This is a genomic window from Paraprevotella sp. (assembly GCF_986071375.1).
The window spans coordinates 35,941-55,025 of the sequence record NZ_CFQRNQ010000008.1 but is presented as its reverse complement, the minus strand read 5'-3'; the positions used below and the strand labels follow the sequence as shown (position 1 = coordinate 55,025).

Genomic DNA, 19,085 nt, shown 5'->3' with positions numbered 1-19,085 from the left:
CGTAAGGAACAAGGGCACGTGTTTTTTTGATACGTGCTCTTTTTTTCTGTTTTTTTGATAGGGTTTACTTTCTTTTTGAAGTATATTTGCATATATTAATACCAACGAAAAATAACGTCACATAAAGAACGTGGAACGATTATGAAGAACATGTCAAGAATGTTTTGGGCATTTGTGTCTTGTATCTGTCTTGCACTTCCGTGCAGGGCGGTAGAACAGTATAAGTTTCGTTTGATAGATGTGCCGGACGGTTTGTCCGACAATCAGATTCGTGGCCTGAGCATGGTCCCGGACGGGCGTGTCGGGATAAGGACGGCCTCGATATTGAACATTTACGATGGGGCATCGTTTGAGTATTTTCCATACGACAAAGACCGGAAGTACGTGTGGACATATTCCCGTCCGCCGAAAGAGTATTATGACGGGCAGGATCGTGTGTGGATGAAGGAACTGCGTTATTTGCTGCTTCTGGACTTGAAGGCGAACACTTTCAATTATGATATTCAAGGGGAGTTGGCAAGCATGGGAATCGACAAGAGGTTGAAGAACCTTTTCATTGACGATGCTAAAAATTATTGGTTCCTGACAGAGGACAATACGTTCTTTTTTTATGATGTCCGGAAACAAGAGAAAAAAGTGATAGACCGTGGTGACAGCGAGTTCACGCGCCGCTACGGCGTTCCGTTGGAATTGGCCCAATATAAGAATTTCTGTTGGATCGTGTATGATAGCGGCCTGATCCGTTGTTGGGATTATACTTCTTCCGAGTTCCTTTTTCAGGATTCACGCTTCGAGGGGATTATCAATGGATATACAGACCGGCTTTATTTGCATCCCGATTCGGCGGGGAACTTGTGGCTGATGTACAACAATGGCATTTGTTTTTATAACCGTACACTCCGGGAGTGGAAGGATGTGGCCTGCATATCCGGCATATCCAACTTCTTTACTTGCATGGACATGGATCGTGACGGGAATGTTTGGGCCGGGACTTCGCGGAGTGGCCTGCGGCGTATTGACGGGAAGACATTTTCTGTGTCCGAGATGCCGGACATGGCCTTGACGAACGGCGGAAGGCTCCATAATGACATTTATGCCGTGATGGCAGATCCGCGCGGCGGGCTTTGGGTCGGCACGTTATTTCAGGGGCTGTGCTATCATCACCCCGGCATGCAGAAATTCCAGTTGGCACAGACATGCCCCGGAAGTTCTTACATCACCAACGAATCCGTGCGCTGCTTCCTTGAGGAGGAAGATGGCACAATCTTGGTGGGGAGTGGCAAAGGCCTGTTTCGTTTCCATCCGGAAACCCATGAGGTGGAACAGGTTTTTAAAGATGAAATCAATGAATTGGTCTTGTCGCTCTCCCGCGACCGTCAGGGAAATGTGTGGGTGGGAACTTTTTTAAAAGGTTTTTACCAAATTTGCGGGGGGGGGTGTAAGCATTTTTTAAGAAGCCAAGGCGATTCCGAGCAGGACGTGGCGCAGAATGTGTCGCGGGCATTGTATGAAGACTCCCATGGAAATTATTGGGTCAGCGTGAATGGCGGCGTGGGGCTGTTGGACCCGGAGGACGGAACCATTGAGTTTATGCTGCATGAACGGCATCCGGAGTTGAAGAACTTTAAGTTGATTCTTTCTCTTTGTCCCACAGGGAAAGATTGTTTTGCCGCGTTGGGGGACAACGGCTTGTTTTATTACGACGCAGGAAAAGACGAAGTTCGGATTCCCGATACACGTAAAGATAAATACTATAAATCCGGCATAAAATATTTTGGCTTGCTGACCGACGCACGCGGTTTGCAATGGTTTGCCACGGAGGACGGCATCCGGATTTGGGATAAAAAGACGGAACGTCTTTATTTGCTCACGATGTCCGAAGGGTTGCCGAACAATACGGTTTCTTCCATTTTAGAGGACTGTGACGGGGTAGTGTGGGCTTCGACCCTGAATGGTATATGTAAGATTATTCCCCGTGAAGAGGGAAAAGGCGGGTATCGTTTTTCCGTAGTGGCATTCGGTGTGCCGGACGGGTTGCAAAGCGGGATGTTTTATGATCATGCCGCACTGAAAGCGAAAAACGGGATGCTTTATTTCGGAGGGGCACACGGGTTTAATTATTTCAATCCCGGTCACATGGTGTGTGAAGAAGCTGCCAACCGCCCCATCCTGACAGGGCTTAGTATTTTCAATACACCCGTCCGGGTGGGAGAAGAATATGAGGGACATGTCGTTTTGTCTGCCCCCATGACCCGTACGGACAAGATAGAACTTCGTTATGATGAGAATTTCATATCCATAGCATTTTCCGGGTTGAATTACGCCAACCCGTCCCACACTTATTATAAATACAGGTTGAAAAATTATGAAGAGGGATGGACGGAGACCCGTGCCGCCAGCCTTGGACGTGCCGTGTATACCGGCTTGCGTCCCGGGACGTATGAGTTTGAAGTGTATGCGGCCAATGGCGACAAGGTGTGGAGCAAGGAACCTGCCCGGCTGTCCATTGTCGTGCATCCTCCTTTTTGGGAAACCTATTATGCCATGGCGGTGTATGTCCTTGTAGCTATTGGCGTGGTCTATTGGCTTTCACGGATGTACGTGCGCCGGGAAAAGGAAAAGATGATGGAGGAGCGCAGGGAAAACGCCAGGAAGCAGCAGGAGCATCTGGAAGAGATGAAGCTGCGCTTTTTTACGAATGTAAGTCATGAATTCCGTACGCCCCTCACGCTGATCCTGACACCTCTCGGGACACTTATCAAACAGCAGGGCGACGTGGACTTGAAACAGAGGCTGACCGTGATTTACCGTAATGCGGAAAAACTGCTCCAGTTGGTGAACCAGTTGTTGGATTTCCGGAAATTGGAGATGCGGGGGGAGAGATTGTCGGTCAGCATGGGGGATATGGTCGTGTTCGTCAGGGATGCTGTCGAGGCTTTTCGCGGACTTGTGAAAGAAAAAGGTATCACGTTGACTTTTGAAAGCAAGGTGGAGCATTTTTATATGAACTATGACCATGACAAGGTCTATAAGGTGGTGAACAATCTGCTTTCCAATGCGGTGAAGTTTACCCCCTCGGGCGGTTGCATAGGCGTAGGCGTGGAAAGTTCGGTCCGCAACGGGCGTGAATATGTAGCCGTGTCCGTTCGGGATACGGGGTGTGGCATGGAAGAAGGGGACAAGGAGCGTATATTTACTCGTTTCTACCAAGTGGAGGACGGCCACAAGACCCAACCGGGCAGCGGGATAGGTTTGCATCTGGTCAAGGGCTATGTGGATTTGCACGGTGGAGAGATTACGGTGGACAGCCGGCCTGGTGAGGGCAGCACTTTTACGGTTCTTTTGCCGGCAGACTTGCAGCACGACGAAAAAGCCACCGTGCCGCACGGGGAGGACAAGGAGACGGTGGAAGCTTCCGTCCTGTCGGCCGGAGAAGAAGACGAAGAGCCGTTCGGTGGGAAGAAAAAGCTGTTGGTCGTGGAAGACAATGCGGATTTCAGGGCTTATTTGGTTCATGAACTCAGTGCGGATTTCGACGTGGTAGAAGCCGGGGACGGCGTGGAAGGGGAGGAAATGGTGCGTGAGGAATGGCCCGACCTCATCATTTCGGACCTGATGATGCCTCGGTGCGACGGCATAGCCTTTTGCCAACGGATGAAGAATGACATTCATACTTCCCATATCCCTTTCATCTTGTTGACGGCCAAGATGTCGGATGACGCACGTATAGAAAGTTACAAGGCTGGTGCCGATTCGTATATCTCGAAACCTTTCAATTTCGAGCTGTTGCAGGTCCGTGTCCGTAAACTCATCGAGCAACGGGAGGCGAGGAAGGAAACGTTCAGGAAAAACATTGAAATCACTCCGAGCGAGATAACCACCACGTCTTTAGATGAAGAATTCGTGAAGAAGGCTTTGGCTTTCGTGGAGAAAAACATGGGCAATGCGGAGTATTCTTTGGAGGATTTGAGCAAAGACCTCGGTTTGAGCAAGACACACTTGAACCGAAAACTGACGGTCATCTTGAACATGAAACCGCTTCAGTTCATCCGTTCCGTCCGTTTGAAACGTGCCGCCCAGTTGTTGGCGGGCAGCCAATATAACGTGGCGGAGATTGCGGATAAGGTAGGGTTTAACACCATCAAATACTTCAACCGTTATTTCAAGGAAGAGTTCGGCATGACACCTACGCAATACCGTGAAGCGAACAAGAGGGAAAACAAAAGTCCTAAAGCCTAAAAATGTCTTGTTTTATTGTCGTGTGAAACCCTTTGTGCATGGGGTGGATTTTCGGTCTCAGCCAAACGGATTTTTAATCTCAGGAGAATGAAAAATCAATCTCAGCCAAATGATTTTTCATTCTCCTGAGATTGATTCAAGGGTTTTATGCTATCTTTTTCGCTATCTTATGTATGTGGTTATGAGTGTCTTATGTGCGGTGTTAGAAATTGTCCAATCATTTGTTATTTTTTGTCCCATATTGTATGGAATGAATCATATAATTTTGGAACGTTGTATTTTTAAAATGAATGCTATGAACAAAAAGAGCGTATTGTCGTTTCTGTTTGCCTGTATGTCTTTGTCCGGAATGGGGCAGGGGTTCATACATCCCGGCATATTGCACACGCAGGCGGATTTCGACAGGGTGAAGGAAAAGTTGGCCACCGGGCAGGAACCTTGGACGGCGGCCTACAACAAGTTGATGACCAGTAAGCATGTGGATTTGAATTGGAAGCCCAATCCCACAGTCAAGATTATCCGTGGAGGATGGAATGTCTGGGAACCGGAAGGTGACAATTATGGAGCCGCCATGAATGATGCAGCTACAGCCTACCAGTGTGCACTGGTTTGGAAGATTACCGGAGATGAGCGTTATGCGGAAAAGTCTGTTGAAGTCATGAACGCATGGGCCAGGACCTGCCAGAAAGTGTCCGGTAATTCCAACGGAAGCCTTGCCTCCGGGCTTTATGGATATGAATTTGCCAATGCAGGAGAATTGATGCGGGACTACGAAGGGTGGAACCGTGAGGATTTCAAACGTTACCAACAGTGGATGCTGAGGGTGTTCAGTGACCAAAGTTTCGGTTTCCTGCAGGAGCGTCATGGTTGTGCAGACGATCATTACTGGTCGAATTGGGGGTTGTGCAACGTGTTGTGCGAAATCAGTGTGGGCATTTTGTGCGACGACATTTATGTGTACAATGCCGGTATGGAGTATTACAAGTACATGGAGGACCACCGCTATGCCGAGACGCTTCGCAATCTGGTATGGAAGCTCCATCCGGACGAGCGTGGACCCTTCGGTTATTTCGGACAAATGCAGGAATCCAACCGAGACCAAGGACATGCTTCCATGGCTGTGGTTTTGGCAGCGGATGTGTGTGGGGCAGGTTTGAACCAGGGAGACGACCTTTATGCCTATATGGACGACCGCATTGCGGCCGGTTTTGAGTATGTGGCGGCTTACAATACTTTTGATGAAAACCTGCCCAATTCTCCATACACCAATTCGGACGGCACTTTCCCCGAGATGGGGTCTGGCGGGCAAGGCACCAACCGCTGCGGTTGGCCGCGCATCGTGAACTACTACGAAAACATCCGTGGCGTGGACATGCCCTATTCGCATAAGATCATGATGGTCCACGGTGACGGCATAGATGCCGGAGGAGGGTTCTATGGCGGCAACAGCGGCGGATACGACCATTTGGGTTTCACCACGCTGATGTGTTCCTTGGATCCGTTGGAAGACAAGACCCTTGTGCCAACCGTCCTGAAAGGGAGCATCGGGTATGACGGTGAGGCGTTGGACCGTACTTTGTTGAATGCCGTCCCGAGAGGGGCGAAAGTGACGCTGAAGGTGGCTTTGCCGGATGGTGAGACTGATACCGGAAAGTGGTCGTGGGACGATGATGCTTCTTGCACTTCGGCCGAGCGTGAGGTGGAAGCGGATACCTCTTTCGTGTACCGTGTGCGTTATACGAATGCGGCAGGAGTGGTAAGCACGCAGATGTTCTCCATACAGGTGGCTGGTGAGGCATACGTGCGTGACTGTACGCCTTATTGCAAGTATGCTTACCGGGAAAGCCAGGACACTTTGATTTACGTGAAGAAGAACGAGAGCGTGATTTTAGGCATGGATTACGGTGGATGGCATGTCAAGTCATGGCGTTGGGAAAAGAGCACGGACGGGGAGAGATGGTCGAAGCTGAACAACGCGACAACCAACCGTTTTGAATTGGCCAGTGTGGCTTCCAGTGCCTATTACCGTGTGACGATGGAACACAAGTCGGGAGTGCTCAAGTCTCAGGTGTTCCGCGTGGAGGTTTCCGAAATAGATCCTTTCATTATTTATAATGGCGAAGAATATCCCGGTACTTCCATGGTGTTGCCGTGCGGGGCTTCTTTCAGCCTTTATGCCAAGCCTGCGTCCATATTGAGCCAGTCGGTGAATTCGACGCGTATTTATAAATGGGTCGTGGGCAACGATACCATCCAGGCCGACACGCTGACTTACCATTTGGATGATTTGGGCGGGCAGGTGGCCGATTTGAACGATACCCTGCATGTATCGGCCATGGACACCAGTTTCAATGTTACCTTGGTGTTCCAACGTTTTTCATCTACAGGGAAAGAGGCTCGTACGGTGTACCATTTCGATGTGCCGGTATATGAGACCAATGTTTTGTCTCCTTCTGATAAGGACAGCTACTATATCCAAGAGGCTATGGGCGGTCGTTACCTGCGGAATACGGACGGTCAGTTCATGACTTATTCAGAAGATACCGATGAAGAGTATCTGTGGCGCATCCGCCGCCTTCCCTCTACATACGGTTCGCGTTACATGTTCATCAGCCGTACCAACAGCGGGCAGCATTTGTCGGAGGACGGGCGTCTGAGTTCGGCGAGCGATTATTCCCGTCATTCTTTCAATTTGTGGCATAAATGCGGGTCGGACGACTTGTATGCCATAGAGCGTTCCTCGTCCGCGTCCGGCGGTTTGTGGGAGATTGCTCCGGAGTCATCGGTCATATCGGTGAACCAAGGGCTTTGCACTTCATTCCCGTTCCGTCTGGTGAAGAAGGAAGACGGTTCTTCTGTGGAGGATGCCGTTTTGGAGAATGAGGAGGGCATCCCGTTGTTGGAAGTTGTCGGTCGTGGTGAAGGCAGTCTGGAAGTCTCTGTGGACGAAGAGGGCTTGTTGGATGTATATACACTTGAGGGTAGCCTGTTGAGCAGTGTCCGTTGTGTGCCGGGTACAAACCGTGTGGATCTGCCGTCGCGGAAAGGCATGATGATTTTGCGCTATGTGACGGCTTCAGGGCGTTGCAAGAGCCTGAAGGTGATGTAGGGCTATGGGATGGAATGAGTATGGGACGATAGGATAAAGGTGGTTTTTTACATTTTGTATGTATTGAAAATCAGTGGTTTCTGTGCCATGTTATAAAATGTCTAATCATTTGTTATTTTTTGTCCCATACCTTAATTTAAATAGTGCCTACCTTTGAAAACGGTTGGATAAAGAGACGCTTTTGCAGTCAATGGGTTCGGCTGTGATATGCGATAAGAATAATGAACCTTAAAACTTATGAGCATGAAAAGAAGAACGACGAAAATTTTTTCTGTCCGGTTGGGCAAACGCTTGCCAGTGGCTTTGATGACCATGGCATTGACGGCTGCCAACATGGCCTTTGCCCAAGAAGAGAATCCTTGGGTGGGTGAGGCTCTGCCTGCGGAAGGCGGTGAGTTTTACCTTTATAACAAGAGTGGTGACGGTTTCCTTTTGGGTGCCAATACCTGGGGGACGCAAGGTTCCTTGGGACAGCCGGGATTATTGTGCACGGTAGTCGTGTCGAACGGGAAATACAAGATTGTGACCCGTTGCAACGGTGACAACAGGGGCTTGGGTAGCGATGGGTATATCGACAATGGCAATCCGGCTGAATATACCTTCACCGATCCCACGCCGGATGACGGCCTTAATGAGTATGTGATGAACTTGGATGCCAACAAATGGTTTTATTATGGAGGGGAAGGCACAGTGCTGACTTTGGACGGTAACGGAAGTGCCACTGACGCGCAATGGTTGTTCGTTTCGAAAGCGCAGCGTGAGCAAAAGCTTGACCAAGCGACCAAAGACCATGGAGTGGATGCCACGTTCTATATCATGGGAGCCAGTTTTGTCCGCACGGAACCTCATAATTGGAAAGAAGTGCATAATGGGGGAACGGTCAGTTTGAGTTCTCCGGGTGGAGCTTCTGGAAATCATTTTTATTGTGCGGAGGCGTCCAATAATGACAATTTCGATATTTACCAGGAACTTACTGGCATCCGTAACGGGCGTTACCGTTTGACCTGCCAAGGTTTTTATCGAGGTGACGGTTCGGCCCGGAACGCCATGTTGTATGCCGGCTTGGTTGAATCCCCTCTTCTTTTGGCCGAGAGTGAGGAAGATGTTCCCGCAGATGCCAACAAGGCTGCGATTGCCTTTGGCGACGGGCGTTATGCCGGTAATACGGTGGAAGTGATTGTGCAGGACGGTACTTTGCGTCTCGGTGTGAAGAAAAATGCGTATATCAAGAATGATTGGGCCGTTTTCGACAATTTCCGTTTGACATATTTGGGAGAGGCAACGGCAGAAGAAGCCTTTACTGAGTTGATGGGTTCATTCCAGAATCTGATTAATGACTTTAATGACCTTGGAGCTGAAGCTATAAAATCAGAGCTTCAGGCCGTATATGACAAGTATGCCGGAACCACAGGCGATGTCACGGAAGCGTTGCAAGTGGTGTCGGAGACTGTGAAATCGGCTAATGCCGCACGTGCTTTGACCATGGCTTTGAATAATGCCGTGAAGGGGGCTGAGGCATATTGGGCAAAAGTCGAGAACGGGGAGGTCACATTGAACAATGCTTTGAAGACTTCTTTGCAGCAACAGATTGCGGAAGCTAAGAAACAACTTGCGGAGACCAATATGGCTGATATGGTCGTCGGGGCAGAAGAAAGTGCCACGAAATTGAATGCAATGGTGGTTTCGGCCCGGAATTGGGCCGGATTGTCATACGCTTTAGGAAAGGCAAAGGCTTTAGCCGACCGGTTGGGCGGATTGGAGAACACGGATGAGTATAAGAAAGTGTTGGCTGATTTGGATGCCGTGGAATTGACATTTGACGATGCCATCTTGGATGTGGCTGCCTTGAATGCGAAAATCCAAGAGAAACTGACGCCGGAATTCTTGGCTACTGTCACGGAAAAGAACAAATTGGATATGACAAGCTTTATTACCAATCCGAATATCTTTAATAATACCGGTGTACAGAACCAGATGCCTGGTGGGTGGATTCTCGGTCGGAACGATGCCCGTGACAACAGTATTTGGTGTACGGTGACTGACGGTGATGGCGAATTGCATGCCGGTAACTGGTCTGGTAATAAAGGCAACGACGTGACAGGAGTGCATTATTATCAGAAAATAGGAATCGGGGATGGTGCGGTCAAATTGCCGGACGGTTTGTATCAGTTGGCGGCTGCCACTTATTCAGACGGTGATCCGAATAAGATTGTACTGTATGCGACATCTGACAGTGTAAATATCGACACGGTGTATTTTAACCGCGACAGGATGCTTTATGATGAGGCTCTTTTTAAGACAGATGTGACCAGTACGGTAGAAGATGTCGTGGTGGTGGATGGCCAGTTGTATATCGGTGTAAGGGGAGCAGATCCGGAGAATAACCATCAAGGAGGTAATGGTAAGAATTGGTATGCCGATAACTTCCGTCTTTATTTTGCCGGTTCTGATGTTCTTGGTGCTTACCGTGGACGTTTACAAGACCGTTTGGATAAGGCTGTCGTATTGCATGATTCTTTGGCTGTTTATGGCATTGATGACAGTGAGTCTTACGGTTTTGCCTTGGATCCGGAAGAGGGTTATTATATATTCTTGACGGAAGGGACTTTGGATGACGTTTCTTATGCCATAGACGACTTGGACAAGATGAACGCAGATGCTGAGAAATTGATTGCGAATTATTTGCTTTTGACTCCGTTGGTGCAGAATGGAAATAATTTCAATAACCAATTGAATGAAGGTGTTTTGTTTGCCCAACCTACAGCAAAGAAAACATTTAGTGCGGCTTTGGAGATGGCTGCGGAAGTGGCTGAGGATATGTCTTGGGACAATTATTTGTCGGACGCAGTGGTTGAACAGGCGGAGGCTCTAAAGGCGGCCACTGCGGAGTTGATGAATTCCGTGGCACTTTGTTACCCGATGGGTACTGCCAAAGTTCTGGCTGACCAGATAGGGGGCTTGGCACAAACAGAGGCTTACCTTAACGTAATGACTTATATTGCTTCGGATGAGTTGGATCCTTTGGATGTGGATTTGGCGGTACAAGCCTTGCAAGGGGAGTGTGTCAATGCCATGACTCCTGAAGTGTTGTCCCGGGCAACAGCTGATGAACCGTTTGATATGACGACATTTGTTGTCAATCCCAATATCTATCAGGATGCCACGGATGATGAAGGCAATCCGACGGATGTGAGAATCAATGGATGGACATTGGAGACGAATGCCGACCGCGCACCGCGTACAGGAGCCACTTCTGGTGATACTTGGATGTACACGACCAGTCACTCTAGCAATGACGCTCATAATATTTCTTCGGCTACGGATTATCGTCAGGTTATCGGTACGCAACCCGAAGTGTCTGCCGAGGGTAAGTATGGATTACCTACCGGTGCCTATCGTGTGGAAGCTGCTACGTTCTTGAACCATGAATGGGACAAGATGAGGCTTTACGCACAGACGAACAGTGTGGAGGTAAGTACTGTGACCGGAAGTGCCGGACAAGACAGTCTTGTATATGCCTATACTGAAATTGAATATGCCGACAGTGCCTTTAACGGAAAGCAGGATGTATGGGATGCAGCACAGGCTACTTTGGGAACGACCACGGTGGTTCCTGAAATCTATGTGGAGAATGGGGCCGTAACTATCGGAATACGTGGTAATGGACGAGTTGGAGGAAATGATTCTTGGTTCCTGGCCGACAATTTCCGTCTCTATTATATAGGTACGGAAAGAGGAAGCAATATCGGTGGCACCATGATGGATTGCAACGCTAATTCGTCGGAACTTGTAGATGTATACGATATTACCGGCAAGCTTGTGCGCAAGCAAGTGAAACGTGCCGATGCGGTGAATGGCTTGAAGAAAGGCATCTATATTGCAGGCGGCAAGAAATATGTAGTGGCAGGCAATTAATCTAAAACAAAACGGGACGGGACACCGCCGTGTGCCGTCCCGTTTCTCCCATTTAAGGTGAAAGGAAAACAAAATTTAAAATAAAGGTTTTATGCTAATAAAGGTATTACGTGCAAGGACGTATAAGGTGTTGCTCTCCATGGCTATTGGGGTGGGTGCACTTTGCATGATGCCCTCCTGTTCGGATGATTATGAATGGGCACAGGAGAAACCCTCGTGGTTGGGGCAAAGCATTTATGACGAGTTGTCACGTCGAGGTAATTTCAGTATTTACTTGAAGATGGTGGATGACTTGGGGCGCACCGAATTCTTAAGCAAGACCGGTAGCGTGACGGTCTTCGTGCCCGACGATGATACTTATCGCGCTTATTTCAAGGCGCACGGTGTGGACGAGAACCATATTTCTATTCCGATGAAGAGGTTTTTGGTGAACACTTCCATGTTGGAGAATGCCTACGTGCTTGATTTGTTGACCAACCAACCGTCAGGAGACAATATATTGAAAGGGCAGGTGATGCGCCGTACCAATACGCAATGGTCGGTGTATGATTCCATTCCGGCTGTGTCCGTGGCAGAACTGCCTGAGGCTTCAGTGAGTGCGGATTACTGGGGCGGATTGCGTGGAAGGCATCAGCCCGTGTATAACCTGATTGAAGAAGGGACTGTGCCGATGGTGCATTTTATTTGGCGCCAAATGATGTCCAAGGGCATCACTAAAAAAGATTTTTCTTACCTTTTTAATGGAACGGAGTTCCAGGAAGAGGATGTATATATAAATAATGTGAAGGTACGCGAGGGGAATGTGACGTGCCAGAACGGATATATCCATATTATGGGTGGTGTGCCGGAACCTTTGCCCAACATGGCCGGTTATTTGCGTACGAACGGGGCTACCTCTTTGTTCAGCAAATTGATGGACCGTTATTCAGCTCCTTTCGTATCAGCTTCCCTTTCCAATTCTTACAAGGATTTGCACGACCGTTATGCTGACCAGAATCTTTATCCGGCATTGGCCGGAGGTGACTCCATATATGGACGACGTTATTTTTTCTCTTCGGCCGATGGGAATTCACTGACTTCGTACAACGGTGTGGAAGTGGACGGCGTGCTGAAATTTGATCCTTCGCGTAACGATTATGCAGAAGGGAATATCTATACCGCAGGTGGGGAGTATACGGATAATGTCAACTTGGACATGGGTGCTGTCTTCGCTCCTACGGATGAGGCGTTGAATTCGTATTGGAACAGTGAAAACGGCTCTTTCTTGCGTGAACGTTATCCGAGTGACGAGCCTTTCGAAAACGTTCCCAATGATGTGTTGGCAGAGTTCTTGAACAACCATATGCAGTATTCGTTCTTGTCTTCTTTGCCCAGCAAATTCAATTTGGTATTGGATGATGCCAAAGATCCTGTCGGACTTGACGAGGCTGATATTATAAAAGGAAGCACGGCTGTGTGTAACAATGGTGCCGTGTACGTGATGAAAAAAGCCTATGCTCCGGCATCGTTCCGTTCCGTATTGGCTCCGACGTTGGTCAATGAGAATATGAAAATCATGAATTGGGCTATTAGAAGTTTGGAGTTCAGGCCTTACTTGTTATCTATGGTGAGCCATTATGATTTCATGATATTGACGGATGAGGCCCTTTCCCGTTACATTGACCCCGTGTCGTATAGCGGAACGGACCCGCGGTGGTTCAAGTTTTATTATAATGCGGAGAAGAACCAGGTGGAAGCGTATTCTTACCGCTATGATAAGAAATTGGGCGGATGGGCCGGCTGCACGGAGGATGACATGCGCATATTGGGCAGCACGTTGCAGGAGGATAGTGAGGGCAATTCATATTATCAAATCAATCCTGTGGTCGAGAACCGTCTGACCGATTTGCTGAACTTCTGTATCGTTCCCCGGGATGTGAACGGGGGCAATTATGTGGGTAATGGTTCTGTATATTACCAGACGAAGGATGACGGACCCATGAAGGTTGAAAAAGTGGGCGGGCAAGTGACCGTGACCGACCAGTATTCCGGAGAAAAAGTAACAACGCAGGATTTCGTAACGATGGACAATGGGGTGTATTACGTGCTTGACCAAATGGTACAGCCTACATTCCATAGTTTGATGCAGGAGTTGGTGGAACATCCGGAGTATTCTGAATTTTACGAATTGCTTTTGGGAAATGAGGAATGGACGACCAACGAGTCTAACCTGTATTCTTTGATTTCTACAAAATCTTTGAATATGAACGATGACAATGCGGCCATACAGACTTTCAGTTCTTATCATTATACGGTATATGTGCCGGATAATGCGGCTATGGAAAAAGCTTACAGCCTCGGGTTGCCGCGTTGGAAGGACATCAACAATCTGGCCAACGTGTATGCCGGGACGGATGTCAATGTGGATTCTTTGAAACAGGCTTACACCCAACGGGTGATGAACTTCTTGAAGTACCATTTCCAAGACAATGCGGTTTATATCGGTGGGGATGCCCGTAATATGTCTTTCGAGACTGCGGCAACCCATTCGGACGGTGCAGACAAGGGGTTGAGCTATACCTTGCGGGTGAATTCTGATGCCACAGGTATTACGGTGGCAGACAATTCGGAGAAGACGGGTGTAGTTCGTATAACGACTGAAAATCCAGAATTCTATAACCGGATGACACGTGAGTACACATTCTCGGAAAAGACGGAAAATGGTAATATCAACGCTTCTTCATACGTGGTGGTTCATCGTGTGAATGAACCTTTGATATACGATGACGAATGTTTCTGCCTGAAAGATAATGAACGTGTTCCGGAGGATTAACAATACCATGAATCATAAAAAAAGAGGTTATGAACAAGATAAAATATTTGATAGTATTCCTATTCTGCTTATGTCCGCTGTGGGCCGTCGGGCAGAACCAAGTGGCAAGCGGTACCGTGTCGGACGATTTGGGTCCTCTGATGGGAGTGTATGTGGGAGAGATAGATGCGGCCAACCGTATTGTATCGGCCGCAGTGACCGATATGAACGGGCATTTCACCCTAAAAGTACAAAACCCTAAGAATAAGTTGCGTTTTACTTATATGGGGTACAAGACGGTTTTGCAGGAAATAGGAAAGCGGGTGGTTTTCGATATCATGATGGAGGAAAACAGTAAGGTGATGAAAGAGGTCGTGGTGGAAGCCCGTCCGAAGATAGCCACCGGAGGATTGGAAATACCGGAACGTGAACAGTCTTTTGCCCAACAGACTATTAAGATGACGGAATTCGAAGGTTTGTCCTTCACTTCTGCCGACGAGGCTTTGCAAGGACGCATTGCCGGTTTGGACATTATCGCTTCATCCGGAAACCTGGGTTCGGGTACGACGATGCGTTTACGCGGTGTGTCAACCATTATGGGAAATGCGGAACCGTTGATTGTCGTGGATGACAACATCTTTGAGACCAATGCCAATGATGACATTGATTATACGAGTATGACGGATGAAAAGTTTGCCGAATTATTGTCTATCAACCCGGAAGACATAGAGAGCATTACGGTGCTGAAAGATGCGGCGGCTACGGCTATTTGGGGATCGCAAGGTGCTAACGGGGTCATCAATATCGTAACCAAGCGTGGAAGGCGTGGCAAGCCCCAGTTTACTTATTCTTTGAGGTTGAAGGGGACTTATCAGCCGGAGGGTTACAAATTATTGAACGGAGATGAGTATACCATGATGATGAAAGAGGAACTTTTCAATGTGAACCAAAATCCCGAAAGTCAGCCGGAACTGAATTATGACCCGACGTTTTCTGAATACGAACAATTCAATAACAATACCGACTGGAGGGATGCCGTGAAGCAGTTCGGGTTGTTCCAAACGCATTATGTTTCTTTGTCGGGAGGCGGGGAAAAAGCGAATTATCGTATTTCTGCCGGTTATGACCATCAGATAGGTTCTATCATCGCTCAGAAACTGGATCGTTTTACAACCCGTATGGCATTGGATTATTTTGTGAACGACCGCATCAAGATTTCGAGTGACTTTGCACTGACTTATACGGACAACCACATGAATAGTGATGATTTGTTGGGGATAGCTTATACGAAGATGCCCAATCTGGCTATTTATGACGAGGATGCGTACGGTAATTCCTTGGGTACGTATTACATGCAACCGAGGTTTGTGGAACGGTACCAAGGGGACAAGGATGAACTTTCGTCACAACGCGGTAAAGTGAATCCGGTGGCTTCGGCATATTTGGCAAAGAAGGAGGAACGTAGTTATAACATCCAACCCCAATTCGATTTCCAATACCGTTTGTTGGGACTTGACGAGACTTCGCACCAATTGACTTATAAGGGGACTGTGGTATTGAGCATTTATAATAAATACAATGATTCTTACTATCCTTGGGAGTTGAGGAATGTGGATTTCAAGGAGAATGAGAAAGGGATAAATTCCGCTTCTTCGGCTTTTGAAAAGAGTTTCGGTTTTAACACACGTCATCAGTTGACATATATCCCTTATATCATGAACCAAGACCACTCGGTACGCTTGTTCTTTAAAGGGGAAATGGTTTCCGGTACGTCCAGTTCCCAGTTCTTGAGTTCATACTTGTTGCCAAGCGGAACCATCACTTCCGGGACAGCCGGTGGCTTTTTGAACGAGACGAAAACGGGGGCAGGTCATTGGCGGAAGGCCAATTGGGTGCTTCAGGGGCATTATGCCTACCAGTCCAAGTATTCGTTGGATTTGGCCTTGCGCGGAGAAGGAAACACCCGTTTTGGCCAAAAGTACCGTTGGGGGTATTTTTATTCAGCTTCCGGCCGTTGGAACATTTCGGATGAAAAATGGATGGAACCTACCAAAAAATGGTTGAGCATGTTTGCGGTTCGTTTCGGATGGGGCGTGACGGGTACGCAACCTCCTAAGGAAGATACTCATTTCAGTGTGTATGGTGTAGACGGAGGGTATATTAATTCCATTGGGATGCGGCCGAACAATGTCCGCTTGACGGATTTGCGTTGGGAAAAACAGTCTGCGTGGAACTTAGGGTGGAATATCGGATTGTTTGATGATTTGGTTACGGCGGATATCAATTTGTATTCCCATAAGAAAACAGACTTGATGACCGAACATGCTTCTATTCCCACAACGACCGGTTTTTCGGAGTTGATTGTGGAGAATGGTGGAGACATGTTGAATAAAGGTTATGAAATCAATTTGAACCTGAACCGTGTAAAATTGGCGGGAGATTTGGCAGCTACTTTCAATCTTACGTTCGCTAATAACCGGAATACCATTACGGCCATGACACCTACGCGTCTGAATGCCATTAATGGAACAGGGGTCAAGTTACCTAAAAACGGGGAGTATATGTCCCGTGTGCAGATAGACAACCCGTTTGGTGCGATTTACGGCTTGCGTTACAAAGGCGTGTATGCTTACAGTTACGACCAGTTCGACAAGGCACAGGCATCCGGCGCGACTTGTCCGGTGGCGCGGGATGAGGCCGGAAGCGTCATTTATGGTGCCAATGGAGAACCGATGCCCATGTATTATGATTATAATGGTACGAAATATGCTTTTACCGGTGGTGATGCTATTTATGAAGATGTGAACCATGACGGAAGCATTGATCAATATGATGTGGTCTATTTAGGCAGCTCATTGCCCAAATTGACTGGTGGTTTTGGGTTTAGGTTGTTCTATAAAGGATGGAGTTTGAATGCGCAGTTCAACTACCGTTATGGTAACAAGATTGCAAATGTGGCACGAATGAGGGCGGAAAACATGCATGGTGCCGACAATCAGAGTACGGCGGTGAACTATCGTTGGCGTAAGGAAGGTGACGGTGCAAATGGGGGACATGTGTTGCCTCGGGCTTTGTATGGCCAAGGATATAACTGGATGGGTAGCGACCGTTTTGTGGAAGACGGCTCATTCTTGCGCCTGAACTATTTGCAATTTTCTTATGGGTTTGACTCCAAGCTTATCAAGCGCATCGGGCTTTCCCGCCTGAACCTCTACGTGAGCGGAGAGAACCTGTTCTGCCTGACCAAATACTCAGGCGTGGATCCCGAAGTGAATTATGGTGATATGGGAGTGACTAAAGACGAGGCGATTACTCCTCGTGCAAAGTCTTTCACATTCGGGTTGACAGCAACGTTCTAATGACATGAATAAACAGAAGGAAATATGAAAAAGATATTGAAAACCGGGACATTGGCCATGGCCGTTTCTCTCGCCGCTTTTACGACTTCCTGTGGCGACTTCTTGGATATCACGCCCCTGAATGCTGTGGTGGTGGAAAACTATTGGGAGAAGAAAAGCGAGGTGGAGAGTGTGATAACTTCTTGCTATTTTCACATGCAGGACAAGGGCTTCTCACAACGTGTGATAGCCTGGGGGGAGTTACGGGGCGACAATTTGACTGAAACTTCCACAATGGCCGCAAAAGAAAAGGAGCTTTATGATTTTTATACGAATAATATCGTTCCGGACAACAGTTGGACTTCGTGGGCGGATTTCTATAATGTAATCAATTTATGCAATACCATCTTGCATTATGCACCTGGGGCCCAAGCCAAGGATGGAAATTATTCAGTAGACGAATTACGTACGCATGAAGCCGAAGCCAAGTCGATTCGCGCCTTGTGTTATTTCTATTTAATCCGCACCTTTAAAAAAGTGCCGTTGGTGCTTCAGGCGACAATCGGCGATGATGTGGATTTCAAAGTACGTGCATCCTCCGAGCAGGATGTATTGGAACAGATTATTGCAGATTTGGAATGGTCAGAAGATTATATATGGAATAAAAAGTTTTTTGATGATGAACGCGAAAGGAAAGGACGTTTCAATAAGTTATCCGTGAAAGCCCTTTTGGCAGATATTTACTTGTGGAAAGGGGATTATGCCAAGTGCGTGCAATATTGCAAGGAAATCATGGATGAGAAAATGGCAGAGTACAATGTCATCAAAACAGCAGAATTGGAGGGAAATTTTATATCTTCTTCTACGGAAGGCTCTCTGGCCTTGTACAATGGCTATCCGCTTTTGGATGAATCTTATTCATCGCATTATCCTTATACCATGTTGTATGAGCGGGGTAATTCATTTGAAAGTATTTTTGAGCTTCAATACGATTATGATAACCGTAAGGATGGCAATGAAGGTATTTCTTATTTCTACGGAAATCATAAAGACCTTTCAGGCAGGGTCAATACAGCGGCTTATTTGACCAATCAGACGGCTGATGCCTTGTTTGCAGACGCATCTGATTTACGGTTGGAAGAGAATACCGGATATAAGGGCGAACCCTCGAACAGTTATCCTGTCTATAAGTTTCGTTTCTTGTATTTTGGAAATGATGAAAGAGTGCTTCGCTCCACGGCAGAGAATTGGATTGTTTACCGTTTGACGGATGTGATGTTGATGCGTGCTGAGGCTTTGGCTTATATGGGAGGGGATGAAAACAAGCAGGAAGCTTTTGAGATTGTGAAATCTGTGAACATGCGGTCGTGCAAAGGGCGTAGCTTGTTGGTGTATGATGCCGATAAGATCAAGAACATCGTTTTGGATGAACGGCAGCGTGAATTGATGTTCGAGGGGAAGCGTTGGTATGACTTGATGCGGATGGTACGTCACTCCGACAATCCGGTGAATGCGATGTCCACCTTGCGTAGTACGTATTTGCAACGTAAATATGGAACGGGAGGACGTGATGCCGTGGCTCGGATGGGGTCATTGGACAATTTGTATCTGCCTTTTTATCAGAAAGAGTTAGATGTGAATCCGTTGTTGGTACCGGACCAGAATCAGGCTTACATCATTTATTAATCAAGAG

General features: G+C 47.6%; 6 protein-coding genes. All 6 read left to right on the top strand.

What is annotated here, in order from left to right; genetic code table 11:
* Positions 1-141: 141 nt before the first annotated feature.
* The 6 genes from AC5RDV_RS05860 to AC5RDV_RS05835 all read left to right on the top strand — a co-directional run bounded on the left by AC5RDV_RS05860 (position 142) and on the right by AC5RDV_RS05835 (position 19,078).
* The gene (locus AC5RDV_RS05860; RefSeq protein WP_282748558.1) at positions 142-4,239 is read left to right on the top strand and encodes an ATP-binding protein; all 4,098 of its coding nucleotides are present in this window, start codon (positions 142-144) and stop codon (positions 4,237-4,239) included.
* 295 nt (positions 4,240-4,534) lie between these two features.
* Positions 4,535-7,348, top strand: coding sequence for an alginate lyase family protein (locus AC5RDV_RS05855; protein WP_282748559.1), 2,814 nt, complete (start codon positions 4,535-4,537; stop codon positions 7,346-7,348).
* Positions 7,349-7,591: 243 nt separating this feature from the next.
* On the top strand, positions 7,592-11,263 hold the full coding sequence (locus AC5RDV_RS05850) for a T9SS type A sorting domain-containing protein (protein ID WP_253270984.1): 3,672 nt from the start codon (positions 7,592-7,594) through the stop codon (positions 11,261-11,263).
* Positions 11,264-11,354: 91 nt separating this feature from the next.
* Positions 11,355-14,075, top strand: a complete 2,721-nt coding sequence (locus AC5RDV_RS05845) for a fasciclin domain-containing protein (RefSeq protein ID WP_282748560.1) — start codon at positions 11,355-11,357, stop codon at positions 14,073-14,075.
* 29 nt (positions 14,076-14,104) lie between these two features.
* A complete protein-coding gene (locus AC5RDV_RS05840; protein WP_008624679.1) occupies positions 14,105-17,413 on the top strand; it encodes a SusC/RagA family TonB-linked outer membrane protein in 3,309 nt (1,102 codons plus the stop codon).
* 24 nt (positions 17,414-17,437) lie between these two features.
* On the top strand, positions 17,438-19,078 hold the full coding sequence (locus AC5RDV_RS05835) for a RagB/SusD family nutrient uptake outer membrane protein (protein ID WP_282748561.1): 1,641 nt from the start codon (positions 17,438-17,440) through the stop codon (positions 19,076-19,078).
* Positions 19,079-19,085: the final 7 nt, after the last annotated feature.

Coding starts and splice junctions, on each gene's coding strand:
- AC5RDV_RS05840 (WP_008624679.1), top strand. CDS start 14,105: ATGAACAAGATAAAATATTTGATAGTATTCCTATTCTGCTTATGTCCG.
- AC5RDV_RS05860 (WP_282748558.1), top strand. CDS start 142: ATGAAGAACATGTCAAGAATGTTTTGGGCATTTGTGTCTTGTATCTGT.
- AC5RDV_RS05835 (WP_282748561.1), top strand. CDS start 17,438: ATGAAAAAGATATTGAAAACCGGGACATTGGCCATGGCCGTTTCTCTC.
- AC5RDV_RS05855 (WP_282748559.1), top strand. CDS start 4,535: ATGAACAAAAAGAGCGTATTGTCGTTTCTGTTTGCCTGTATGTCTTTG.
- AC5RDV_RS05850 (WP_253270984.1), top strand. CDS start 7,592: ATGAAAAGAAGAACGACGAAAATTTTTTCTGTCCGGTTGGGCAAACGC.
- AC5RDV_RS05845 (WP_282748560.1), top strand. CDS start 11,355: ATGCTAATAAAGGTATTACGTGCAAGGACGTATAAGGTGTTGCTCTCC.